This is a genomic window from Chryseobacterium sp. DT-167 (genome assembly GCF_058310155.1).
On sequence record NZ_JBZEEQ010000013.1, the window covers coordinates 42,832 to 67,589 of the forward strand.

General features: G+C 34.3%; 25 protein-coding genes. 17 read left to right on the forward strand and 8 right to left on the reverse strand.

Annotated features, from left to right (window positions below):
- Window positions 1-235: 235 nt before the first annotated feature.
- The 4 genes from AC4FQ5_RS16200 to AC4FQ5_RS16215 form a co-directional block, all read right to left on the reverse strand.
- The gene (locus AC4FQ5_RS16200; protein ID WP_491144975.1) at window positions 236-880 is read right to left on the reverse strand and encodes a response regulator; all 645 of its coding nucleotides are present in this window, start codon (window positions 878-880) and stop codon (window positions 236-238) included.
- Complete coding sequence (locus tag AC4FQ5_RS16205) at window positions 877-2,607, reverse strand: sensor histidine kinase (protein ID WP_491144977.1); 1,731 nt, start codon at window positions 2,605-2,607, stop codon at window positions 877-879. The genes AC4FQ5_RS16200 and AC4FQ5_RS16205 overlap by 4 nt, the downstream gene beginning before the upstream one ends.
- Before the next feature lie 88 nt (window positions 2,608-2,695).
- Window positions 2,696-3,706, reverse strand: a complete 1,011-nt coding sequence (gene pheS, locus AC4FQ5_RS16210; RefSeq protein ID WP_491144979.1) for a phenylalanine--tRNA ligase subunit alpha — start codon at window positions 3,704-3,706, stop codon at window positions 2,696-2,698.
- Between the two features lie 243 nt (window positions 3,707-3,949).
- Window positions 3,950-4,606, reverse strand: a complete 657-nt coding sequence (locus AC4FQ5_RS16215; RefSeq protein ID WP_491144980.1) for a YceI family protein — start codon at window positions 4,604-4,606, stop codon at window positions 3,950-3,952.
- A gap of 152 nt (window positions 4,607-4,758) precedes the next feature.
- On the opposite strand from AC4FQ5_RS16215, the gene AC4FQ5_RS16220 reads away from it, so the two are divergent.
- On the forward strand, window positions 4,759-5,697 hold the full coding sequence (locus AC4FQ5_RS16220; RefSeq protein WP_491145109.1) for a sulfate/molybdate ABC transporter ATP-binding protein: 939 nt from the start codon (window positions 4,759-4,761) through the stop codon (window positions 5,695-5,697).
- A 259-nt stretch (window positions 5,698-5,956) separates the two neighbouring features.
- Here the strand turns inward: AC4FQ5_RS16220 and AC4FQ5_RS16225 are convergent, their stop codons facing one another.
- Window positions 5,957-6,301 (reverse strand): zinc ribbon domain-containing protein YjdM, encoded by a 345-nt coding sequence (locus AC4FQ5_RS16225; protein ID WP_491144982.1) that lies wholly within the window; start codon window positions 6,299-6,301, stop codon window positions 5,957-5,959.
- A 235-nt stretch (window positions 6,302-6,536) separates the two neighbouring features.
- Between AC4FQ5_RS16225 and AC4FQ5_RS16230 the strand changes: the two genes are divergently transcribed.
- The 8 genes from AC4FQ5_RS16230 to AC4FQ5_RS16265 all read left to right on the forward strand — a co-directional run bounded on the left by AC4FQ5_RS16230 (window position 6,537) and on the right by AC4FQ5_RS16265 (window position 16,309).
- Window positions 6,537-7,742, forward strand: coding sequence for an RsmB/NOP family class I SAM-dependent RNA methyltransferase (locus AC4FQ5_RS16230; RefSeq protein ID WP_491144984.1), 1,206 nt, complete (start codon window positions 6,537-6,539; stop codon window positions 7,740-7,742).
- Window positions 7,743-7,826: 84 nt separating this feature from the next.
- Window positions 7,827-9,491: a GLPGLI family protein gene (locus AC4FQ5_RS16235; protein ID WP_491144986.1), complete on the forward strand. Its 1,665-nt coding sequence runs from the start codon at window positions 7,827-7,829 to the stop codon at window positions 9,489-9,491.
- 319 nt (window positions 9,492-9,810) lie between these two features.
- Window positions 9,811-11,478, forward strand: coding sequence for an asparagine synthase B (gene asnB, locus AC4FQ5_RS16240; RefSeq protein ID WP_491144988.1), 1,668 nt, complete (start codon window positions 9,811-9,813; stop codon window positions 11,476-11,478).
- Window positions 11,479-11,622: 144 nt separating this feature from the next.
- Window positions 11,623-12,435: a hypothetical protein gene (locus tag AC4FQ5_RS16245; RefSeq protein WP_491144989.1), complete on the forward strand. Its 813-nt coding sequence runs from the start codon at window positions 11,623-11,625 to the stop codon at window positions 12,433-12,435.
- Window positions 12,436-12,482: 47 nt separating this feature from the next.
- Window positions 12,483-13,886, forward strand: coding sequence for an MFS transporter (locus tag AC4FQ5_RS16250; protein WP_491144991.1), 1,404 nt, complete (start codon window positions 12,483-12,485; stop codon window positions 13,884-13,886).
- A gap of 108 nt (window positions 13,887-13,994) precedes the next feature.
- Window positions 13,995-14,870: a pirin family protein gene (locus tag AC4FQ5_RS16255; RefSeq protein ID WP_491144993.1), complete on the forward strand. Its 876-nt coding sequence runs from the start codon at window positions 13,995-13,997 to the stop codon at window positions 14,868-14,870.
- Between the two features lie 145 nt (window positions 14,871-15,015).
- A complete protein-coding gene (locus AC4FQ5_RS16260; protein ID WP_491144995.1) occupies window positions 15,016-15,333 on the forward strand; it encodes a GNAT family N-acetyltransferase in 318 nt (105 codons plus the stop codon).
- Between the two features lie 76 nt (window positions 15,334-15,409).
- Entirely contained in the window at window positions 15,410-16,309 is a 900-nt protein-coding gene (locus AC4FQ5_RS16265; protein WP_491144996.1) for a pirin family protein, read from the forward strand.
- A gap of 56 nt (window positions 16,310-16,365) precedes the next feature.
- On the opposite strand, the gene AC4FQ5_RS16270 is transcribed toward AC4FQ5_RS16265, so the two are convergent.
- Complete coding sequence (locus AC4FQ5_RS16270; protein ID WP_491144998.1) at window positions 16,366-16,764, reverse strand: hypothetical protein; 399 nt, start codon at window positions 16,762-16,764, stop codon at window positions 16,366-16,368.
- 204 nt (window positions 16,765-16,968) lie between these two features.
- On the opposite strand from AC4FQ5_RS16270, the gene AC4FQ5_RS16275 reads away from it, so the two are divergent.
- From AC4FQ5_RS16275 to AC4FQ5_RS16310, 8 genes are all read left to right on the forward strand, one after another.
- On the forward strand, window positions 16,969-17,502 hold the full coding sequence (locus AC4FQ5_RS16275; protein WP_491144999.1) for an NADPH-dependent FMN reductase: 534 nt from the start codon (window positions 16,969-16,971) through the stop codon (window positions 17,500-17,502).
- Window positions 17,503-17,506: 4 nt separating this feature from the next.
- Entirely contained in the window at window positions 17,507-17,725 is a 219-nt protein-coding gene (locus AC4FQ5_RS16280) for a (4Fe-4S)-binding protein (RefSeq protein ID WP_491145001.1), read from the forward strand.
- On the forward strand, window positions 17,725-18,123 hold the full coding sequence (locus tag AC4FQ5_RS16285; RefSeq protein ID WP_491145002.1) for an OsmC family protein: 399 nt from the start codon (window positions 17,725-17,727) through the stop codon (window positions 18,121-18,123). Before AC4FQ5_RS16280 ends, AC4FQ5_RS16285 begins: the two co-directional genes overlap by 1 nt.
- Window position 18,124: 1 nt before the next feature.
- Window positions 18,125-18,406 carry a GNAT family N-acetyltransferase gene (locus AC4FQ5_RS16290; RefSeq protein ID WP_491145003.1) on the forward strand — a complete coding sequence of 94 codons (282 nt, stop codon included), beginning with the start codon at window positions 18,125-18,127 and terminating at the stop codon, window positions 18,404-18,406.
- Between the two features lie 246 nt (window positions 18,407-18,652).
- Window positions 18,653-20,227, forward strand: a complete 1,575-nt coding sequence (locus AC4FQ5_RS16295) for a sodium:solute symporter (protein WP_491145004.1) — start codon at window positions 18,653-18,655, stop codon at window positions 20,225-20,227.
- A gap of 35 nt (window positions 20,228-20,262) precedes the next feature.
- Window positions 20,263-21,249, forward strand: a complete 987-nt coding sequence (locus AC4FQ5_RS16300; RefSeq protein ID WP_491145005.1) for a WG repeat-containing protein — start codon at window positions 20,263-20,265, stop codon at window positions 21,247-21,249.
- A 275-nt stretch (window positions 21,250-21,524) separates the two neighbouring features.
- Complete coding sequence (locus AC4FQ5_RS16305) at window positions 21,525-22,376, forward strand: transketolase (protein WP_491145006.1); 852 nt, start codon at window positions 21,525-21,527, stop codon at window positions 22,374-22,376.
- A gap of 96 nt (window positions 22,377-22,472) precedes the next feature.
- Window positions 22,473-23,417, forward strand: coding sequence for a transketolase family protein (locus AC4FQ5_RS16310; protein WP_491145007.1), 945 nt, complete (start codon window positions 22,473-22,475; stop codon window positions 23,415-23,417).
- 383 nt (window positions 23,418-23,800) lie between these two features.
- Here AC4FQ5_RS16310 and AC4FQ5_RS16315 read toward each other — a convergent pair whose 3' ends face one another.
- Window positions 23,801-24,190: a hypothetical protein gene (locus AC4FQ5_RS16315; RefSeq protein WP_491145008.1), complete on the reverse strand. Its 390-nt coding sequence runs from the start codon at window positions 24,188-24,190 to the stop codon at window positions 23,801-23,803.
- 67 nt (window positions 24,191-24,257) lie between these two features.
- Window positions 24,258-24,728 carry an Lrp/AsnC family transcriptional regulator gene (locus AC4FQ5_RS16320; RefSeq protein WP_047446659.1) on the reverse strand — a complete coding sequence of 157 codons (471 nt, stop codon included), beginning with the start codon at window positions 24,726-24,728 and terminating at the stop codon, window positions 24,258-24,260.
- Window positions 24,729-24,758 lie beyond the last annotated feature (30 nt).

Here is a 24,758-nt window from a genome sequence, read left to right on the forward strand (position 1 = left end):
CAAATTCTAAGTTTTACGCCTAATAATCTTTCAGTGTTTGTGTTCTGAAGTATTATTGTGACATTTTCTTGAGACAAAAGTACTAACATTTACACATCCGGACCTTTTAAATCATGTAGATATACATCAAGTCACCTGTAGATATTTATCTACAAAAAACAGAACCAAAGATGATTCTGTTTTTGTCTATATCAAAAAAATTAGATTGTACAATATTCAAATGACGGTTAATAAATCATTGGCGGTTTTTTATCAACTCAATAAGCTCAACAATATTTTGAATATTTAATTTATCAAATAATCTTTTTTTTATTGTACTGATGGTATTTTGCTTTACATCAAGCTGGTTGGCAATTTCTAAATTACCAAGACCTTTTGCATACAATTCTGCAACCTGCAGTTCTCTTTCGGTTAGGCTTAGTAAAGGATTTGCGGCTTTTGGATCTCGTAGTGAGCTCAAAAGCAAGCTTTGTGTTGCCTGAGAAATATACTCACCGTGTTGGAGCATCTTTCTGATGGCATTTTCTATTTCTTCTTCTTCGCTCATTTTACTGAGGAAACCATGAGCACCTGCATTGATGAACTTTAATGATTGTGTGTGTTCATCAACTCCTGTGAAAATCAGGATCTTAATTTCGGGTTTTATTTTTTTTATTTCAGGTAAAATGGCGAGACTGTTTCCATCAGGAAAATGTGCGTCAATAATAGCAATATCAATTTCATTTATTTTTAACGTCTCTAAAGCCTGTTGCAGACTGGATGCCTGTAAAACCTGACTGTCCGGCGAGATTTCTTCAATTAAAAACAGAAGCCCCTGTCTGATTAAACTGTGATCGTCTGCAAGCAAAAAAGTGACCGTTTTCTGATCTAATTTATTCATTTATTGATCTTTAAATTTAGAGAAAAAGAAACTGTAGTTCCTTCATTTAACTGGCTGTCAACCGATATACTGCCCGAATACAATTCTACAAGCTCTTTACACAGGCTCAAACCAAGACCTGCACCCAGATTTTCAACCTCATCAGAAATGATTCCCTGATAATAAGGTTCAAATATTTTTTCTAAATCTGATTTAGAAATTCCCACTCCGGAATCGGTAATCTGCGTAACCAATACAACTGTATTTTCGTCAACAGTTTCTGCGGAAGTTCTCACAGTGATTTCTCCGTTTTCTGTAAATTTATTGGCATTACCAAGAATATTCATAAAAAGCTGATTGATTTTTGTGCAATCAGAATACACTATGATATTCGGATCAATATTTTTATGCACAATAAAACTGTTACTTCTTGTCTGAATATAAGGTTCTATAGAGTTTAATATAGAATCAATCTCATTGTTAAGATTAAAGACAACAGGAATCAATTTGTTTTCCACATGCTGATTTTTTGTATATTCAAGAATCTGATTTGCCTGCATCAGCAAAGTATTATTGGTAAAACTGATTGATTTTAAATATTCTTTAATGCTTTCATCAGTAGTTTTCTTGTTGATTCTGTTTATAAAAATTCCAATGATTTTCAAAGGTGATCTTAGCTCGTGGCTCAACATTCCTAAAATTCTATTTTTGAAATTTAAATTTTCTTTGATCTGTTTGTTGGCAGCATTTAATTTTCTTTCATAAATAAATGCTATTCTCGTAAAATACATGATCAATATAGAGACGATGAACATCAGAATCATCAATCCTAAAACAAGATACATCCTGATTTTATTACTTTCAGAGTTTTGCTCTGCATATTCTTTTTCAAGATCAGACTTAGAATCTTTGACAGCAAATTCGTAAACATTCATCAATTCATTACTGTAGACCAAAAGATGATTAAAAGTTGTATAAAGATGGGTACTGTTGCTATTACTGTTATTTTGCTTTTTGATAATATGATATTGTATCTTCTTAACCTCCTTAGAATAATGATTGTTGACAAGATTCATCACACTGTCCATTTCATTTTTTATTTTTGAGGCAACAGGTGATGCTCCGTTTTTCACAGTGACAACCACACTGTCTTTCCGTACATTTTCTTTTCCTGCAATCGCATCTCCCAAACGTCTGAATAATCCTTTCTTTTTTATAGTATCTGTGTAGGTTTTTTTCTGTACCTCAAATTTATCGAAGTTGAAATCGTAATCAAACTTTTTCAGTTTAGGCACTTCATCACGGATGTTAAAATTTGAATTTGTTGATAATTGAGAGGTTGAATCAACGAGAAGCTTCAAATTCTCAACTTGTGAAGCATCTTTTTTCAGTGATGCAAAAATGTTTTTCAGTTTCGGATTTCTATATCTGAAATGATTGATACTGTCTAATTTTTTTGTGAGGCTGTTGACAGAATTAAAGTAAGATTTTAAATATTCGTCATCATTACTGATTACATACTTCTGGAAAAACCCCTGCGCATTCACAAGTTCTTTTTTTGAGGCATCTGTAAGATTCTCAAGTTGACGAAGCTCTTTTAACTGGTTTTCGATGAAAGCTAAATTTCTCCGGCTGACAAACTCGTTATAAAAAAAACCGGCTATGGTAATCTGTATTAATAAAATACATGAAATAAGAGAATAAAGAACAATTTTTCTCAACCTAAAATTCAACGTCTTTTTAAACATTCTTTGTGTAATTATTCTGATAAAAGTAATAAAAAATTCCTGTAAAAAATCATTTTACAGGAATTCTATTTATTTAATTATAAATTGATTATAATGTCTTAAATTGATCTAGTGTTCTTTTGTCATTTTCAAAGAACATCCTGATATCGCTCATTTGGTAGAGAAGCATCGTAATTCTCTCAATACCCATTCCGAAAGCATAACCCGAATATTTTTCAGAATCTATATTTACGTTTTTCAAAACTGCGGGGTCCACCATTCCACAACCCATGATTTCAAGCCAACCCGTTCCTTTTGTGATTCTGTAATCTGTTTCTGAGTTTAGTCCCCAATAAACATCAATCTCTGCGCTTGGTTCGGTAAAAGGAAAATAAGAAGGTCTCATTCTGATTTTTGACTTCCCGAAAAGCTCTGTTGTAAAAAACTGAATTGTCTGTTTCAAATCTGCAAAACTTACCTTTTCATCAATGTACAAACCTTCGATCTGATGGAAAATACAGTGCGAGCGCGAAGAAACCGCTTCGTTTCTGAAAACTCTTCCAGGCGACAAAATTCTGATCGGCGGCTGGTTTTCTTCCATATAACGGATCTGAACCGAAGAAGTATGTGTTCTTAAAAGAATATCAGGATTCTGCTCGATAAAAAAAGTATCCTGCATATCTCTTGCCGGGTGATATTCCGGTAAATTGAGTGCCGTAAAATTATGCCAGTCATCTTCAATCTCCGGTCCGTCTGCAACCGCAAAACCAATGGATTTAAAAATCTCGATAATTCTGTTTTTCACTAAGTTGATAGGATGTCTTGATCCTAAATCTAATGGAAAAGCAGGTCTTGTAAGATCTTCCTTTTCAAGGATAACAGAAGATTCTGAAGCACTTTTAAAGTCTTCAAGTTTGGCTGCAACAGCTTGCTTCAAAGTGTTGATCTTTTGTCCGAAATCTTTTTTCTGGTCATTAGGAACCGTTTTCAATGTTTCGTAAAAATCATTTAAAACTCCTTTTTTACCGTTAAATTTGATTCGGAAATTCTCAATTTCATCTTTGGATGTTGCACTGAAGCCGTTTACTTCGATCAGTAATTCTTCTATCTTTTCTGTCATTATATTAATCCTTTCAAAAATGTATCTGCAAAAATAAGGTTTTCCAATTAAAAAAGTTTTTAAATTATCATAAAAAAATCTGTCTTCTCAGACAGATTGTAATATTTTTTGTTAAAATCACTTTTTCATTTTTTTTAGGAAACGAACGAGGAAATAAATTATCAGAAACAAAAATCCACATATGAGAAATGGCGCTAAAGAATATCCAAAATCATAAGCACCTTCGTAAGAATTCATTTTTAATTATTTCTTTTCTAAAGCTTTTACACTAATCTGAAGAGTCACCTCATCTTTGATCACCCCGTTTTCAGCAGGACTTTGGAATTTTACTCCAAATTCTTCTCTCATGATATCTTTTGGCTCAGTTGCAATACTTACCGTCCCTTCGTTTACAGAAATATTGGCTTTAAACTGAATAGGTTTTGTAATTCCTTTTACTGTTAAATTTCCATCAAGAAGAGTGTTATAATCACCTTCTGCAGACGGAGTTACTTTTGTAATTTCATAAGACGCTGTCGGGAATTTTTCTGTTTCAAAGAAATCTCCGCCTTTCAGATGACCGTTTAATTTTGCTAATTTCTCTGCATCTTCCTTTAAATCCTCAGAGGTAAGAGAATTCATGTCTGCAACAAATTTTCCGCTTTCGAGTTTTCCATCTTTTACGGTAACATCGCCACTTTCAAACGTAATTGTTCCAAAGTGACTCGTATTTTCAGATTTGAAAACCTTATAGCCCTTCCACTCCACTTTGCTGTTTAATGTATCAAGCACATACTTATCACCATCTTTTGTAGTAGTAACGTCGCTGCCATTATTTGTAACAGGTTTTTCTTTTTGACAGGAAATGACGATTGCTGCAAAAAGAACAGGAACAGCAAAGTAAAATAGTTTTCTTTTCATATTGTAATGTATTATTTATTCTAAGATTAAAAAAAGCGCATCTGTATTTGTGAATTTGATTTCACGGCATTACGATTTTTATAAAAATTTTAACACTACGCTAAATTACTAAAAATATGCCAGTCTTCTGGAAAAACCACTATTTTTGTATGATGTTATTAGAGATAAACAACTTATATTTTTCGCATAACAAACAACAACCTTTGTTTCAAAACTTCAACCTCAAATTGGGTGAAGGGAAAATCATTGCTTTAGCAGGAGAAAGCGGTTGCGGAAAATCTACTTTGCTCAGTCTTATTTACGGATTGCTGAATTGGGAGGAAGGTGAGATCATTTTTGAAGGCAAAAAACTGATGGGTCCCAAAGGAAATCTCGTTCCCGGAGAACCCGAAATGAAATTTGTTGCCCAAAATTTTGACTTGATGCCTTATGCGACAGTTGCTGAAAATGTTGGAAAATTTCTATCAAATATCAATTTAGCAAAGAAAAAAGAAACCGTCAATGAACTTCTGGATGTTGTCGGATTATCAGATTTTGCCAATGTACTTCCGAAAAATCTCAGCGGCGGACAACAGCAGAGAGTTGCCATTGCGAGATCACTTTCAGTACTTCCGAAATTACTTTTACTGGATGAACCTTTCAGTCATCTTGATTTTGCACGTAAAATTGAACTTCGAGAAAAGCTCTTCAGGTATGTAAAAGATAAAAACATTTCTCTGATTATTTCAACGCATGAACTTCAGGACATCATTCCGTGGCTCGATCAGATTGTGATTCTGGAAAACGGAAGACTGATACAAAATGACAACGCCGAAGAGACTTACAAAGATCCCTACAATATATATGTTGCCAAACTTTTTGGAGAGGTCAATATTTTTTCTGAATCTCAAAAGAATGATTTTCAAATTTCAAATTTCGCCTACTATCCTCATCAGATAAAAATTTCAGATAATGGGTTTGATGCAGAGGTTTTAGAAAGCAGGTTTGCAGGAAGTCATTACTGGAATAAGATCATTTCAAAAGGTAAAGAAATGATTGTTCACACAGAAAGAAAGACAGAAAAAAATGTAAAAATCATTTTTAAAAAATAAAAATTAGCATTTAATAAGACGCTCGATGTTAGTTTGTGGATAAAATCACAACAAATATCTTTTTGATTATCAGGTATTTTAATAAATTTGTTATTACAACAGCATAAGGAAACTTTTGGTTAATTTTCTTCCGCCATTGAGACTGAAATTAGCATTTTTCTCCTGCAATGAAGTCTTGGAAGTTGACACTGTCCAATCTTTTCCTTTTATCAAAAATGCGTCCCGGTGAGGACGCATTTTATATTACTAAAATGTATTCTTAAGCCTTTTTCACAAATTCAGACTTTAAAGCCATTGAACCGAAACCGTCAATTTTACAGTCAATATTATGATCGCTTTCTGGTCGTAGACGGATATTCTTCACTTTAGTACCTGCTTTTACAGGTTTTGGAGCCCCTTTTACCGGTAAATCTTTCACTACAACTACAGAATCTCCGTCTTGCAATTCGTTTCCGTTGGCATCTAAAATTTTTCCGGAATTGTCATTTTCTGCAGCAGTTTCTTCAGGATTCCATTCGTAAAAGCACTGAGAACAAACCATCAGATCATCCTGCTCATAAGTAAACTCCGAACTACACTTCGGGCAAATAACTACATCACTCATATTTTAATTTTTTGCAAAGGTAATTTTTTTTTGCATTAGAAGTTAGAAGTTAGAAGTTAGAAGTTAGAAGTTAGAAGTTAGAAGTTATGCAAAATTAGAAAATCGTTTTATTACAGAATAAATCGGATGAATTCTAAAATCAGACTCGAAACTGTAATGGATAAGTCATAACCATAAACTCATAACTCTCAACTTAAATTCGTATTTTTGCAAGTTCAAACAGCTTACTGCAATTATGGAATTGATACACAGAAACTTGGCCATCGGAATTCACGATGCTTTACAAGAAACTTTTTTTGAGAAAAATAAATACGCCGATAAAGTAATCGAAAGACTTTTAAAAGCTCATAGAAAGTGGGGAAGCCAGGACAGAGCTGTTGTTTCTGAGATTTTCTACAACATCATCCGTTGGAAAAGACGTCTTGAATATTATATGGGTGAAAGTGTAAAACCTGATAATATCTATAAATTAATTGTTGCCTATTGTCTGTATAGTAAAACCAACTACAAAAGATTTGAAGAGTTTGAAGGCATCAAGATCGCTGATATTACTACAAAACTTAAAAAAGGAACAGTTCCTACAAAATCTATTGAATATTCAATTCCTGAATGGCTGGCTGAAACTTTAGAAAAAGAACTCGGCCCGATCTGGGAAAAAGAAATGAAAGCTTTGAATGAGCAGGCTCCAACAGTTTTAAGAGCTAATTCGTTGAAAACTTCAGCAAAAGAGCTGATTTCTGATCTTGCAGTTGAAAATGTTGTTGCTTACACCGTAAAAAATTATCCGGATGCAGTGCAGCTAGAAGAGAAAAAGAACGTTTTTCTTACAAGTGCGTTTAAGGACGGATTGTTTGAAGTACAGGATGCAACTTCTCAAAAAATCGGATATTTTCTTGATGTAAAAGAAGGTCAGAGAGTCGTTGATGTTTGTGCAGGAGCCGGTGGAAAAACACTTCACCTTGCCGCATTGATGGGAAACAAAGGTCAGATTATTGCTTTAGACATTTACGAATGGAAATTGGCTGAATTGAAGCGCCGTGCAAAAAGAGCCGGAGCTCACAATATTGAAACCCGTATGATTTCTGACAACAAAGTGATCAAACGTCTTCATGAAACGGCCGACAGATTGTTGATTGATGCGCCATGTTCAGGTTTGGGAGTTTTAAAAAGAAATCCAGACAGCAAGTGGAAAATCGATCAGGCTTTCATCGACAGAATCAAAAAAGAACAGCAGCAAATCATTCAGGATTATTCTAAAATCCTTAAAAAAGGTGGAAAAATGGTGTATGCTACATGCTCAATTCTTCCATCAGAAAACAACGAACAGGTTGCAGAATTTTTGAAAAACAACCCTGATTTTAAATTGATCAAAGACGAAAAAATAATGCCAAGTCAAGGCTACGACGGATTCTACATGGCTCTGATCGAAAGATTGGCTTAAATTTATTTAAATATACCATACAAACTACTCTATTTTTGGAGTAGTTTTTTTATTATTTACCTTTGTAAAAACCATCATTATATCATGATAAGAGCATTATTCACTAGTTTTTTTATTTTTCTATCTGTTTTAAATTTTGCCCAGACCTACGAAATTCAATACACGAGTTCGTACAACGGAAAAGTTCAGCCCAATCAAAATCCGGTGATTGTTTGGGTGAATGAAAATGAAAACTACATTTTAAATACCAAAATCAAAGAACAGAAAAATAACTATCCGTTTGAAATTAGCAAAATAGAAAAACCTTCTAACACGATTGTATCTTACGGATTTTTAAGTCCGGAAAATATTATTTCTACTTCTGATGCAGAATCGGTTGCAAAACAAAGTTTTGAATTTACCAATGAAACAAAGAAAATATTAGACTACAACTGTAAAAAAGCCGTAACAAAAATCAACTCCAATACGATTGAAGTCTGGTATACCAATGATCTAAAACTGAAAGGGGGACCATCAAGTTTAGGGCAAAATTTAGGCTTGGTTTTAGAAATCGAACGAAACGGAAATTCTGCAACGACTGCAACTTCACTAAAAAAGATCAAAAAATCAGGCATTGAAAACCTTATCAACAAGCCTGCAGCAACCACAGATCTTTTGAGTTATAAAGATTTACTCTGGAAAAGCAGATTTACTACTTTAAAAGTCTTTGAAAACGAGATTATCAATTTCTCAGATCAGTCAAAATCTGATGAAAACATAAAAAGATTTGCCAACGGAACAATCATTTTAAAGAAGATCAAATTCCCGAAGATTTCCGAGGGTGAAAATGTTTTTGCGGAACTGAAACAGCAATCCAACGGTGATGCGTATGACAGAACCGGAACGGTATTTTTTATCCCCGAAAATAAATCCCAATCTTTTTTTGACGGACTGGAAAAAGGCGTAAAAACACTTCCCCTTTTTGAAAACGGAAATGGTAAACAATATTTCGGGGTTATTTCTAATGAAAATTATCAGCCAGCGGTAGAACTTATGAGATTTTTTACGGCTTTTGGCATCAATAAGTTTAATAATTTAGAACTAAAAAATAAAACCTGGCAAACGGTAAGTCCGTTTCGACAAGACATTACTGAACTAAAGCCTTCTCTTTCGGAAAAAGAAATCTGGATCGGAACTTTCATCGGAAACTACGACAAAGGCGGCCATAAAGTAAGTTTAGACATCACCATCCACAAAAGCGATCAGATTGTCAACAAAAACAATCAGGTAATTCCACTTTTTAATACCACAAATATCATGGAAATGGCAGGACAGGATTATGCCACAATGTTTGATAATGAAAAAGGACTTTTTGTAGAGTTTAACCTAGAAAAAGATCTGAAAAATGCCCAGTTGAGATACATCACAACCGGACACGGCGGTTGGGAAAATGGTGACGAATTTATTCCAAAAGAAAATTCAATTTTTCTTGATGGTAAAATAACCTTCTCATTTATACCCTGGAGAACCGATTGCGGATCATACAGACTTTATAATCCTGCATCAGGAAATTTCCCTGACGGACTTTCATCTTCTGACCTAAGTCGCTCAAATTGGTGTCCCGGAACGATAACCAATCCAAACTATATACAATTGGGAGATTTAAAAGCCGGAAAACATACTATTCAAGTAAAAATTCCTCAGGGAAAACCGGAAGGAACGAGCTTCAGCGCATGGAATATTTCAGGTGTTTTATTGGGTTCTGAATAAAAACAAAACCTCCTTGCAATATTATTACAAGGAGGTAAAAACACAAATGATGAAAAAAAATTATTTCGAGCAACAAAGGAATGAAAAATATTTGAATTATTAATTATCATAGATCAATATTTTTTAACTTTTTTTGTTTTTGTTGATTTTATGCAGAATCAAGGCGTGAAAAATATCAATCTCACACCTCATAAAAGCAAGTCGATAAATAATATTTTTAATACATTTAAATTAATTAATGAAAAAAAATAATTTTAACTAATTTTTTATTTTAAAATTTATATATATTATTTAATTTTGCTTTCAAACTAAAAATAATATGTGCGGAATTGTATGCTTGTTTGACGCCAAACAACAAACCGAAATACTAAGACCTCAAGTCCTGGAAATGTCTAAAAAAATCCGTCATCGGGGACCGGACTGGAGCGGGGTTTTTCAAAATGAGAAAGTTTTGTTTTCTCATGAAAGACTTGCCATTGTAGATCCGACTTCCGGAAAACAGCCTTTATTTTCCAAAGACGGGAAAATCGTTTTAGCGGTAAATGGTGAAATTTACAATCACCGTGAGCTCAAAGAAGAATTTCCGGATTATGAGTTTCAAACTAAGTCTGACTGTGAAGTAATCTTGGCTTTATATCAAAAATACGGAAAAGATTTCATCGAAAAATTAAATGGAATTTTCGCCTTTGCCTTATACGATATTGAAAACAATATTTATCTGATTGCCCGTGATCATATGGGAATTTGCCCATTGTATCAAGGTTGGGACAAAAACGGAAACTATTATATCGCATCTGAACTTAAAGCTTTGGAAGGAATCTGTAAAAAAATTGATATTTTTCTTCCGGGACATTATGTTTACAATATTGAGGGTACAGAACTTCAGCAATGGTACAAAAGAGATTGGGAAAGTTTTGATGCTGTAAAAGATAATGTTACAGACATTCAGGCAATCAGAAAAGGACTGGAAGAGGCCGTTCACAGACAATTAATGAGTGATGTTCCTTACGGAGTTTTGCTTTCTGGAGGTCTGGATTCTTCGATAATTTCCGCAGTTACTGCAAAATACGCAAGACAGAGAATTGAAAGTGGCGATACACAGGAAGCGTGGTATCCGAGACTTCATAGTTTTGCGGTTGGTCTGGTTGGTTCTCCTGATTTGGCAGCAGCAAAAAAAGCGGCAGAACATATCGGTTCGGTTCACCATGAGGTAAATTTCACCGTTCAGGAAGGTTTAGATGCAATCCGTGATGTGATTTATCATTTAGAAACCTACGATGTTACTACAATCAGAGCTTCCACGCCGATGTATCTTTTAGCAAGAGTGATTAAATCGATGGGAATTAAAATGGTACTTTCAGGCGAAGGTGCAGATGAATTGTTTGGCGGATACTTATATTTTCACAAAGCTCCGAATGCAAAAGAATTTCATGATGAAACGGTAAGAAAACTTGGAAAGTTGCATCTTTATGATTGTTTAAGAGCCAACAAAGCATTGATGAGTTGGGGAATTGAAGGCAGGGTTCCCTTTTTGGATAAGGAATTTATGGATGTTGCGATGAACGTAAATCCTCAGAATAAAATGATCAGTAAAGAAGAAGGGAAAATCGAGAAATGGGTTTTGAGAAAGGCTTTTGAAGATCTTTTACCAGAATCTATCGCATGGAGACAGAAAGAACAGTTCTCGGACGGAGTAGGATATTCGTGGATTGACACACTGAAAGACATCGCAGAAAAATACGTAACTGATGAAATGATGGCGAATGCAAAATTCAGATTTCCTTTGAATACCCCTCAAAATAAGGAAGAATATCGTTACCGAACGATTTTTGAAGAGCATTTCCCAAGTGAAACCGCAGCTGCAACCGTACCTTCTGTACCTTCTGTAGCTTGCTCTACTCCTATCGCATTAGAATGGGATGAAGCATTTAAAAAAATGAATGACCCAAGCGGGAGAGCAGTAAAAGTACACGAAACCTCTTATTAAAATCAACAAATTTATCAATCCTGTATTCTTACAGGATTTTTTCTTGAATAAAATCAATAATATTTGGATAATTTAACTAACTATTAAACTTATTATCTAATAAATAATTATATTTGAAAAATTAAAAAAAATCTTTGCTGTAAAATGAAAAGAAACATTACAATTTTATTTGCTTTACTATCTGTAAGCCTAGCTTTTGGACAAGGTAAATATGGAAAATATCTTAATTCTAAAAAGCTGGCTCTTACCTATAAAAGTGTAAAACCTGCTGAGAAAGATGATTACTATCAGCAATATTATTGGTTGGTAAAAGCTGAACAGTTAAAAACATTTCCTCACCTGAAGGATATAAAGCCCGTGGTTCTTTACAACTTTGTGAAAAAAGTAAACCCACAAAATCCTACAAAAAAATTGGATGACAGAGGTAAAGAATTGAGAAAAACAGCAGAATTATCTCTGGATCAATATTTTAAAAACAAAAATTTCCAAAACAATCAGGTATTACTCTACAATTTGGAAACGTATGTAGATCCTTCTCAGGGTGAATATTTCACTAAAGTAGATGCTGAAAAAATTAAAGAACTGGTACCAAAAGAATTTTTCGGTTTTGCTTCTTTAAACAAAAAGACGATGGAAGAAACTAACTATTATCTTTGGGTTGACAAGAAAAAAGACGAATTCAAAATTGTAGATATCATTCCAAGCGAGAAAGACAAGAAGTTTTACGCTTCTCTGAAACAGTATTTACCAAAATACAAATTCGAGAAAAAGTATATGCCGACCGTAAAAAAAGGAACTAAAGCTGATAAAACAGACAAAGATTTCTTCTACATCATGCCCTTTGAGCGAAACGTAGACAACATAGAATACAAAACGGATGATTTTGAAACATTCACACTAAGCCAGGTAAAAAGAGAAGGCGAAGCGTGGATCGGAGTAGAAAAACCTAGAAAATAAATAAGAAAGTCCTGTGAAATCTCACAGGACTTTTTTAATTTTATACAATGCCGACAAAAATCTCTCCCAGACAGACTGTAAAAAAAGTTCTTCCGCTCATTCTGGCAACTGCCATTTTTATGCAGATGCTCGATTCTACAATCCTTAATACTTCGCTGCCTTCGATCGCCAGAGATTTAGATGAATCTCCGCTGAATATGCAGAATGCAATTATCAGCTATGTTTTGACATTGGCTGTCTTCATGCCTGCAAGCGGATTTTTGGCAGACCGTTTCGGAACCAGAAGAGTTTTTATTTTTGCTCTTGTACTTTTCAGTTTAGGCTCCGTATTTTGTGCACTTTCTCAAAATCTTACCCATTTGGTAATCTCAAGAGTCATTCAGGGAGTTGGCGGAAGTTTGATGACACCTGTTGGAAAATTGGCCCTCATCAAAACATTTGAAAGAAACGAATTGCTGAAAGCGATGAATTTCGCCATCATTCCAGCTTTGATCGGTCCGGTTTTAGGTCCTTTGGTTGGTGGTTATATGGTTGACTACCTTTCGTGGCACTGGATTTTCCTGATCAATATTCCCATTGGATTATTGGGAATAATTTTAGGGTTAAAATATATGCCCAATTACAATTCACGGGAAACCGACTTTGACCTCAAAGGCTTTATGATTTTTGCAGCAGCTTCTCTCCTGCTTTCAGTTTCACTTGAACTATTCGGAGATATGCAGAATATCACGCCGGTTTTACTGGTATTTATTTTAGGATTTTTGTTCCTATATTATTATTACCGACATGCCAAAAGAGGAAACAATCCTATTTTTCCGTTAAATTTATTTCAGGTGCGTACATTTCGGGTAGGAATCGTGGGAAATCTTGCGACAAGATTAGGAATCAGCTCGGTTCCGTTATTGCTTCCTCTGATGATTCAGATTGCATACGGTCAATCGGCGGTCACTTCTGGTTGGATTATTGCTCCGATGGCTCTCACAGCAATGTTTGGAAAATCTTCAGTTCTTAAAATTTTAAATAAGTATGGCTACAAAAGAACTTTAATGGTCAATACATTCATCATCGGCATTTTAATTTGCTGCTTAGCGATCCCGGATATTCACTCATCTTTGTATTGGTTTATTCCGATTATTGCCATTTTAGGATTTTTCAACTCGATCCAGTTTACTTCAATGAATACGATTTCTATTGCAGATTTACGGAATTTCCAGACCAGCAGCGGAAATTCTCTAATTTCAGTGAATCAACAGCTGGCAATTGGGTTCGGAATCGCATTCGGTTTAATTGTTCTTAAAATTTATGAAAACAGTCCTGAACTCATCCGTCATGAAACTCATAATGCATTCCGATATACCTTTCTTACGGTAGGAATTTTAACGATTTTATCAAGTTTAGTTTTCAGAAGACTTCACACCTTCGACGGTAGAAACATGAAATCCGAAGAATAAAACTCCCTAACTCTAAAACTCTCCAACTCAAAATTCACAACTTACCACACATCAATGTAATTCTAGCCTCACTGTCCTAATTTTGTTTAAAATTAAAACAAACATATTATGACAACTAAAAAAGTAGAAAACGTAATTCCACCAAAACCTGCGCATTTTGTAGGCGATGGTTTTAGGGTGCATAATTTTATTCCGAGTGTTCAGAAACTCGATATGAAGAGAATGGATCCGTTTATAATGTTAGATTATAATTCTAAATTTCATTTTAATCCTTCCGAAACTCCAAAAGGTGTCGGTGTTCATCCGCACAGAGGTTTTGAAACCGTAACAATCGCCTATCATGGAAAAGTGGAACATCATGACAGCGCAGGTGGCGGCGGAATCATCGGTGAGGGTGATGTACAATGGATGACTGCGGCAAGTGGCGTGCTTCACAAAGAATATCACGAGAAAGAATGGTCTAAACAAGGCGGGATCTTCCAAATGGTTCAGCTTTGGGTGAACCTTCCTGCAAAAGATAAAATGAGCAAACCGAAATATCAGGCGATTTCAAATTCAGAAATGAAAAAAGTGGATTTAGGTGAAAACGGTTTCATCGAAATTATCGCCGGAGAATTTGAAGGAAATAAAGGTCCTGCATTTACTTTCAGCCCTGTCAATCTGATGAATGCAAAATTAAAATCAGGCGGAAAAGCAACCTTTAATTTTCCTGCAAATTTTAATACTGCCGCATTGGTTATCGAAGGAAGTATTATGGTCAACGGTGAAGAAAAAGTTCCGACCAACAATTTTATTTTATTTAAAAATGAAGGCGAAAGTTTTATCATTGAAGCAACCGAAAATTCTATTATATTAATCATCAGCGGAGAGCCGATCAATGAACCGATCTTTCCTCACGGACCATTTGTAATGAATTCCAGAGAAGAAATCATGCAGGCTTTTGAAGATTTCAATACCGGGAAATTCGGGTATCTGGAAGATTAAAACTTAGCCATTAATTTAGAAGTATGTTTGTCATTCTGTAAGAATCTAAATTCAGAGTTATCATCAACATTCAGATCCTTTCAGGATGACAAACTAAATGTTTAAGTATATAAATTTAATTCACAAACATAAAATATAAAAAATCATGAAACCAGAATTTGAAAACATCCCGTTAATAAAAAACGAAGAAAAAAAGAGATTTGAAATTGAATACAATGGTCATTTCGCATTTATCGACTGCAAAGAAACAAGTCATCAAATTGCTCTCATTCACACAGAAGCCGAGCCTGAATTGGCAGGAACAGGAGCTGCCGCTGCCGTAGTTGAAAAGACTTTAATTTACATCGAAGAAAGCGGAAAAAAACTTCTTCCTTTTTGTCCGTACGTTTTTGCTTTCATCAGAAAACATCCGGAATGGAAACGCATTGTTGACGAGAGATTTGAAGGGTACAGCAAACTTTAAATTTACGCAAACAAGCATCAGCATTGAAAATATTTGATTACATTAGCTTATCTGAAAAATAAAAACCAAATCTATCATGTCAAACATCGGACTTATTTTAGAAGAAAAATCAGCAGATATAGGAAATTTTTTGGTGGGAAGACTTTTGCCTTTCCGTGAAAAAAGAGCGGTCGGACCTTTCGTATTTATCGATCACATGGGACCTGCAGAATTGAAGGATTATCAGAACTTAGATGTTCCTCCACATCCGCATATTGGGCTTTCAACTTTAACTTATCTATTGGAAGGATCAATTTTTCATCGAGACAGCATTGGAAGCGCTTTAGAAATAAAACCGGGCGCAGTCAACTGGATGACTGCCGGAAAAGGTGTTGTACATTCAGAAAGAACTCCGGAATATTTACGGGAAACCGACAAACGACTTCACGGATTTCAAATCTGGGTAGGTCTTCCGAAACATCTGGAGCAAAGCGAGCCGACTTTCAGCCATATTGAAGCAGATGAACTTCCGGTTTGGGAAGAGAATGGAGTACAGTATAAATTGATAGCAGGTGAAGCCTTCGGAAGAAAATCTCCGGTTCCGGTTCACAGCAAATTATTTTTTATTGAAATTAAAACTAAAACGGCTCAGAAAATAAGCATCGGGCAAGATCTTTATGGAGAAGCTGCAATGTATGTTCTTGACGGAACCGTAAATATTGAAGATAATAATTACGGATCAAAACAATTGCTGATCGCCAAAAATACTCAACTTTGTGAGTTTGAAATGAGCGAAAATGCGACTGTTTACCTTTTCGGAGGCGAACCTTTTGATGAAGAACGTTTCATTTTCTGGAATTTCGTCAATTCAGATAAAGCATTGATAGATGAAGCAAAAGTAAACTGGAATGATCAGAATCACGAAGCTTTCCCCTTAGTTCCGGGAGATGAGAATGAATTTGTTCCGCTTCCGAAAGCAATTTTAAACAGAAAATAAAACAAAAGCCACTTGTTTTTGTAAGTGGCTTAGTTTTTTGAAAAAGAGCATAAAGATTAATTCTCTCTTTGAGCTTCAGAAAGTTTCGTAATAAAATCTGTCCAAAGTTTAGAATCTTCAGGGGTCATTTTAGACGACCAGGAAGCGTGTTGTGCAGTCCATTCCTGTGATTTTGCAGTAAGTTCCTGGCTTTTTGCTACATCTCCGGCTTTTGAAGCTGCAGACATTTCAGAAACCATTGTTGCGTATTCACTCGCAAATTGCTGAACTTCCGGGTTACTGAATTTTGGGACTTGTACTCCATCAACAGTAACACCTGATCCGTTCGAAACTTTTTCTTCTGATGCAGCCGAATTTTCTGTAGCAGCGATCTCAGCTTTTGAGGTTTCTTCTTTTTTGCATGCTGTAACGCAGATTAACGCAACAGCACCCAACATGAGGATAGTTTTTTTCATAAATATTTGATTTTATCTGTATTACAAATATAAATTAATTTATGAATAATTTAAATAAAAATATATTTAACCTTAAATTATTCAACAAAACTAAGCATAGCATAATAAATCAATAAAACAATTATTCCATAATAACAAATCTTTACAAAATAAGAGCAGTTCTTACTTAAATTAAATTTTGATTAGTTTTATAAAAAAATAACAATGAAAATATTAGCATTTGCAGGAAGTACATCCTCCACATCCATCAACAGAGAATTAGTGAAATTTGTTCTGAAAAGTTTTCAGGAAAATGAAATCAATTTTATCGACCTTAATGATTTTTCAATGCCTGTTTTCTCAGTTGATCTAGAAAAAAAAGGTTTTCCGGACGAGGCTTACAATTTCCTGAAGCAAATTGAAGAATGTGATGTAATTATCTGCTCGCTTGCTGAACATAACAGATCTTACAGTGCCGCCTTTAAAAATATTTTTGATTGGGCTTCGAGAATCAATGTAAAAGTTTTCCAAAACAAACCTATGCTTTTGATGAGTACTTCTCCAGGTGGTTATGGTGGCGGAAATGTTATGAATACAGCAAAAACCTTCTTCCCACAATTTGCGGCTGATGTGAAAGAAACTTTTTCTTTATCTAAATTTTATGAAAACTTCGATTTGGAAAGCGGTGTGATCAATCCGGAAATGCTGAAAGATTTAAATGAAAAAATTGAAAGCTTTAAAAACCAGACTCAATCTTAAAATCATGGAAACACATAAATATTCTAATGACAGCATTAATGTAATATGGCAACCTCAAAAGTGTATTCACTCCGGAATTTGTGTGAAAATGCTTCCAAATGTTTACGATCCGAAAGCACGACCCTGGATCAAGGCAGAAAATGCAACTTCTGATGAACTAAAAAATCAGATCAATCAATGTCCTTCCGGTGCATTAACTTATGAATTAAAAACTGAAAAATAATGGCTGTAACTGTAAAAGCAAGTCTAGGCAAAACAAAATACTACACAGAAGTGGTTGCAGGTGATAATAAATTAATCACCGACGAACCCATTGACAAAGGCGGAAAAAACGAAGGATTTAATCCTTTTGAAATCCTGGCAACTTCTCTGGCAAGCTGTACTGCTGCAACGCTGCGAATGTATATCGAAAGAAAAGAATGGGATGTAGAAAAAATTGACGTAGAAGTAGAACTTGAAAATTTCCCTTTGACAAAATTGGCAGTTTTTAAAAGAAATATTAGTTTTGAAGGGCAGGGTTTAGATGAAGATCAACTAAAAAGGCTTCACGCAATTGCAGATGCCTGTCCGGTACACAAAATTTTAACCAACCAAATAGAAATTCAAACCAAATTTTCATAATATGATAGAAGTAAAACAAAACAACGACGAAAAACACGGAAGCTTTGAAGCTTTAATAGATGGAAAAAAAGCAGGATTAATGACCTATACCTGGGCAGGTGAAGAAAGATTCATCATCGACCACACCGAGGTAGAAGAAGAATATAACGGAAAAGGCGTTGGAAAAGAAATGCTGATCAAAGCTGTAGAATTTGCAAGAGAAAACAGTAAGAAAATCATCCCGCTTTGTCCGTTTGCCAAGGCGACTTTTCAGAAAAACGAAGATTTGCGTGACGTGCTTTAGTTGATTTAAAATTAAATTTTCAACATACACCCTTTCAGAGTTCAGAACTCTGAAAGGGTTTTTCGTTTTATGAAATTTTTATCTCGCAGATTAAACTGATCCAGCAGATTTTTTATATATTTTGCCAAATCTGCGAGAGTTAATAAAATCAAATATCATCCAAAAACCTGTAATTCTTCCCTCCTAAATCTCCATGCTTTCTTCTTTCCAAAAAAAACTATATTTGCTAAAATTTAAAATCTTAGCATGAATACAGGAACTGTCCTTTTGCTGTTTGTTTTCGTTTACTTCGTCGGCCTTTTGGTGATCTCATATTTTACGAGCCGGAATTCTGATAATCAGTCGTTTTTCATCGGTAACAAAAAAAGCAAGTGGTGGCTTGTTGCTTTTGGGATGATCGGAACCAGCTTGAGCGGAGTTACCTTCATTTCTGTTCCCGGAACCGTCGGGAAAATGACCGGAAGCGAATATATTTATGGCGGATTTGAATATTACATGATGGTAATCGGGTTTTTCATCGGATATTTTATTGTTGCGGCGATCCTGCTTCCACTCTATTATAAGATGAATCTAACCTCTATTTATACTTATTTAGGAAAAAGGTTTAATGTAGAAGCACATAAAATTGGTTCGGTATTTTTTATCGTTTCGAGAGCGATCGGCGCAACTGCGAGACTGTATCTTGTTGTCAATGTATTACAGATATTTTTACTGGAAGGTTTAGGAGTTCCGTTTTGGCTGACTGCGATGGTACTTTTGCTGATGGTGCTTTTATATACATTTGAAGGCGGTGTAAAAACGATTGTGATTACCGATACGTTGCAGACTTCATTTATGATTATCAGTCTGATTGCGTGTATTGTTTATATTTTATCAAATTTAAATCTGTCTTTTGGCGAAGCTTATACTATTTTAGGTGAAAAAAATTATACTCATTTTATTAATTTTGATCCCAATTCCAAAACATTTTTCCTGAAAACCATCTTAGGCGGAATTTTCATTACCATTGCAATGACGGGTCTGGATCAGGAAATGATGCAGAAAAATATTTCTGTAGACAATCTTCAGAATTCTAAGAAAAACATGCTGACTTTCGCAGGAACATTGCTTTTTGTGAATCTTGCCTTCTTATTTTTAGGTGGTTTGCTTTATCTTTTTGCTTTGCAGAACGGCGCAGGATATTCGCAAATTACAAATATTGTCGACGGAAAAGAGGTTGTTTCTAATGTTTTCGGATTTAAAGATGCTGCGGGAAATGTGAAAAACATCATGGGAGACGATTTGTTCCCGGCTTTATCGCTAAACGGTTATTTCCCGATGACGATCGCAGTGATTTTCATCATCGGGTTAATTTCGGCATTATTCCCTTCTGCGGATGGTGCTTTGACGGCAGTGACGAGTTCTTATTGTGTAGATTTATTAAATTTAAATGAAGATAAAACCAGAACAGAAAAGCAAAAGAAACATCTTCGCATGAAAATTCACTTGACATTCACGGTGGTTTTCTTTATTTTAATTATGGTTTTCAAAGCGATGAATGACAAATCAATCGTTTATCTGATCATGGAAATTGCGGGTTATACATACGGACCGCTTCTGGGACTTTTTGCATTCGGAATTTTCACCAAATTTAAAATTTCAAGGAAATATTCAATTCTTGCCGTAACACTTTTAGCTCCGGTTCTTACTTATTTAATTAACTATCTCGTAACAACTTACACCGATTACAGAATTGGTGTGGAACTGATTATTTTAAATGGATTGTTAACGTTTATCGGGTTGTGGCTGGTGAAGAATAAGAATTATTTGAAGTTGGTATAAAATCTGACAATTATTAAATTTAAAACAACTTAAAAATGTTATTAAATAAAGTAAATTTATATATTTCAATAATTACATTCTTAGTTGTAAACAAAATTCATGCACAAAACCCGCTGATTCAATTTACTGACAAAATAGATTTTAATATTCTTAACGAAATAGTTAAAATGTCTGATGATAAAGTTTATGTTAGTAATACAAACAAAAATCATCTATCAGAAGATAGCCTTTTCTATTTTTATGATAAAAATGGAAATAAAGCAATTGAAATAGGTTATGAAGTTGCTTATCCCTTTACAGGAAAATCAGCAATTGTTAAAAACAAAGGTAATTGGGGGCTTATCAATCGTCTCGGTGAATTTATTTATCAGTCACAATTTCCTTTTCCAATAAAGTTATCTTCTTATGAAAAATATGGAATTTTCGATGATGGAGGAATTATATACAACTTAAGAAGTGGTACACAACAATCTGGGTTCATCAATTGCGCTGAGCCTATGACTCCCGATTATTTCATTGTCAAAACACAATCAGAAAAATATAAATTAGTACATACAAAAGAGCAAAAATCTATTTTTAAATCAGAAATGGATTCAATTATTTCACAGAATTTTTTAATGTATAACAACGGACCAAATTTACTCATCTTAAAAAAGAAAGATAAATACGGATTATTTCTTTCTAATGGTAATGAAATTTTGAAAATTAAACATGAAAAAATTCAATTCTTAGGAAAGTATATAATGTTACTTAAAGATAAAGTTTGGAAATACTACTTGTTCGAAAACAACAAGTTAAACTTAATTGTTTCTTCAGAATTTCAATGTGCTACTCCTACTTATCAAAGCAATACTATTGGTGTATATTTAAAAGATGAAAAATATAATATCCTAAAAACCAATGGAGAAAATTTATCTCAGGAATTTGATTATATTAACTTCGATGGAACTTTTGGTGTTGTGAATAATTCAATAGTGATATTTAATTCAAAAGCCGGTTTTCATATATTTTATAAAAAATAGAAAATACAACACTTTCCAAAATTTCTGTTTAAATAATTTTTATCAAACTTTTCAAAATATAATTTAGACGGAGAAATAACAAAGCGAAGACAAGAAAAACGGTGAAAGCTTAATAAACTCTTGAATCCAAAATATTATAAAATACTCTCACATATTTTAAGTTCAAAAAGAATTAAAATAAAATATCGGAAGAAAATCTCATTTTTTCGCATTTCCGTAAGCCGACAAAAAATCGTAAATTCGCATGTATCAATTCTAATAATAAATCCTAATATATGAGTAAAAGTATTGAAGAGCTGAAATCTCTTACAACACAAATCAGAAGAGACATTTTAAGAATGGTTCATGCTGTAAATTCAGGGCATCCTGGTGGAAGTTTAGGCTGTACAGAGTACTTCACTGCGCTTTATGGTAAGGTTTTGAACTACAAGTTACCATTCACCATGGAAGGTAAGAACGAAGATCATTTCTACCTTTCAAACGGACATATTTCACCGGTTTTCTATTCTACTTTAGCAAGATTTGGTTTCTTTCCGGTAGATGAATTGAAGACTTTCAGAAAATTAAATTCAAGATTACAAGGTCACCCAACAACTCATGAAGGTTTGGAAGGAATTAGAATCGCTTCAGGATCTTTGGGTCAGGGACTTTCTGTGGCACTTGGTGTTGCTCAGGGTAAAAAATTAGACGGCGACAATTCTTTGGTGTATACCCTTCACGGTGACGGAGAATTGCAGGAAGGTCAGGTTTGGGAAGCTTTGATGTATGCTGCAGCTAAAAAAGTAGATAATGTGATCTCTACAATCGATTATAACGGACAACAGATTGACGGAAGCACAGAAAATGTACTTTCATTAGGAAATCTTCATGCAAAATTAGAAGCTTTCGGATGGATCGTTTTGGAAGAAAAAAACGGTAATGATCTGGAGGCCGTAATTGCTATTCTTGAAAGAGCAAAAACGGAAACAGGAAACGGAAAACCAGTTGCAATCATTCTTCACACAATTATGGGTAATGGTATTGATTATATGATGGGAACTCACGCTTGGCATGGTAAAGCTCCAAATGATGAGCAGTTGGATACGGCTTTCAAACAATTGTACTTAGAAGCTCCGGCAGATTATTAATTGTAACTAATAAATAATTGGTAATCAGTAATAAATAATTTAGTAAAGAAATAAAACCGCAAGGTTATATGTTTCGTATAAAAATTTAAAATTCTCATGAAATATACCTATACAGAAAAAAAAGATACACGTTCAGGATTTGGGGCTGGATTGGCTGAATTGGCTGACAAAAACCCTAATGTTGTAGCACTTTGTGCAGACCTTATCGGTTCTTTAAAAATGGAAAAATTCATCGAAAAAGCTCCTGAAAGATTTTACCAAGTCGGTATTGCCGAAGCAAATATGATGGGACTGGCTGCAGGCTTAAGCATCACAGGGAAAATTCCTTTTACGGGAACTTTTGCTAACTTCTCTACATCAAGAGTGTATGATCAAATTCGTCAGTCTATTGCTTATTCTAATAAAAACGTAAAAATCTGTGCTTCTCACGCAGGTCTTACTTTAGGAGAAGACGGTGCAACCCACCAGGTTTTAGAGGACATCGGAATGATGAAAATGCTTCCTGGAATGACCGTAATCAATACTTGCGACTACAACCAGACAAAAGCTGCTACTTTAGCTATTGCTGACTTTGAAGGCCCTGTATATTTAAGATTCGGAAGACCAGTAGTTCCTGTTTTCATTCCTGAAGATATGCCTTTCGAAATTGGTAAAGGTATTCTTTTGCAGGAAGGAACCGACGTAACGATTGTGGCTACTGGTCACCTTGTCTGGGAATCTCTGCTTGCAGCTGAAGAGCTTGAAAAAGAAGGTATTTCTTGTGAGGTAATCAACATCCACACAATTAAACCTCTTGACGAAGAAATCATCTTAAAATCAGTTGAAAAAACAGGAAAAATTGTTACTGCTGAAGAGCACAACTATTTAGGTGGTTTAGGAGAATCAGTAGCAGGAATGTTGGCAAGAAAAAGACCTACAAGACAGGAATTTGTAGCTGTAAACGATACTTTCGGAGAATCTGCAACTCCTGCTGAGTTAATGAAAAAATATAAAATCGATTCTGCAGCTGTCATTGATGCTGTGAAGAGAATTTTAGCATAATATATTCATTTGAAATATATTTTAAAGCATCCAAATTGGATGCTTTTTTCTTTAATTGAATTTAAGATTCAGCAATTTTAATTGACCTTTAACAATTTTGCATCTTATTGTGTCGCTCCTACGGAGCTGAATATTTTTATGCTTCTTTATTGCTACAAACGTTTAGCAATATTTTAGGTGTGATTCCATTTTAGAATTATAAACGCTAAAAAAACTAACGGTTATAAACTTAAGCTAAAATCATTTCGAACGGTTCCTTAAAAAAAACGAACTAAAGCCCATTTCTATTAATACTTTTAAATATTTATTTTCTTTTGATCGAAGCTCAGCTTAATTCTTAAAAGCTTCAATACAATTTAATGGCTCAAGAAAATTTAAAATCATTATCTGAAAAACTTCCACTTCGGAATAATCGCCAGCATTCCAAAACCTGTAAAAAGGAAAAGATTGGTGACGTCTGAATATAGGAACGTAGACAAATAATAATTGTGCATAAAGAAATGCAGAACAAGCATTACCGGAAAAAGAATGATGCCTATTTTTCTGTAAAAATACATCAGCACAATTCCTGCAATCATTAAGATATCTATTGAGAAAATAAAGTAGAAATATCCGGAAGGAATATTCAGGGTCTTATGCTGCAAATATTCGTCAAAATCTAATCCAACTCCCATCAAAGTAAACAGCAGCAGAGCAGCTAAAGCCAAAATAAACCCCCATCCTTTTTTCGGATCTTCATCAAAATAACTGTATTCTTTATATTCCTTTTCCATAATGCAAAAATAAAGAACTTATGAATTACTTCATAAGTTCTCTGGTATTTATATCGTCTAAATTTGATTAAATCGAGATTGCGTTGATCAGTCTATTTTTGTCACTTAAGAATTCTTCCATAGAAATCATACTTTCAGTTCTCATTACATCCTGAATATCATCGATCTGATAAATGATCTTTTTCGCATCCTCAGTATTTTTTGCTTTTACTTTACAGAAAATATTATATTTTCCTGAAATAACGCTTGCTTCTACTACGTTTGGAATCGTTCCCAATTCCTTCAAAACCTCTTGTGTGCGGTTTGATTTTGTTAAAAGAATTCCGATAAAAGCTGTAAAATGATAGTCTAGCTTACCATAATCTAAATTAAGAGATGATCCTAAAATAATACCTGCATCTTCCATTTTCTTCACCCTTACGTGTATTGTACCTGCAGATACATCCATCTGCTTAGCAATTTCTGTAAAAGGCATTCTTGTATTTTCTACTAAGAAATCAAGAATTTTCTTGTCTATTTCGTCCAGTTGATAGTTCATATAGTGAAATTATATTTTTCCTAAAAAATC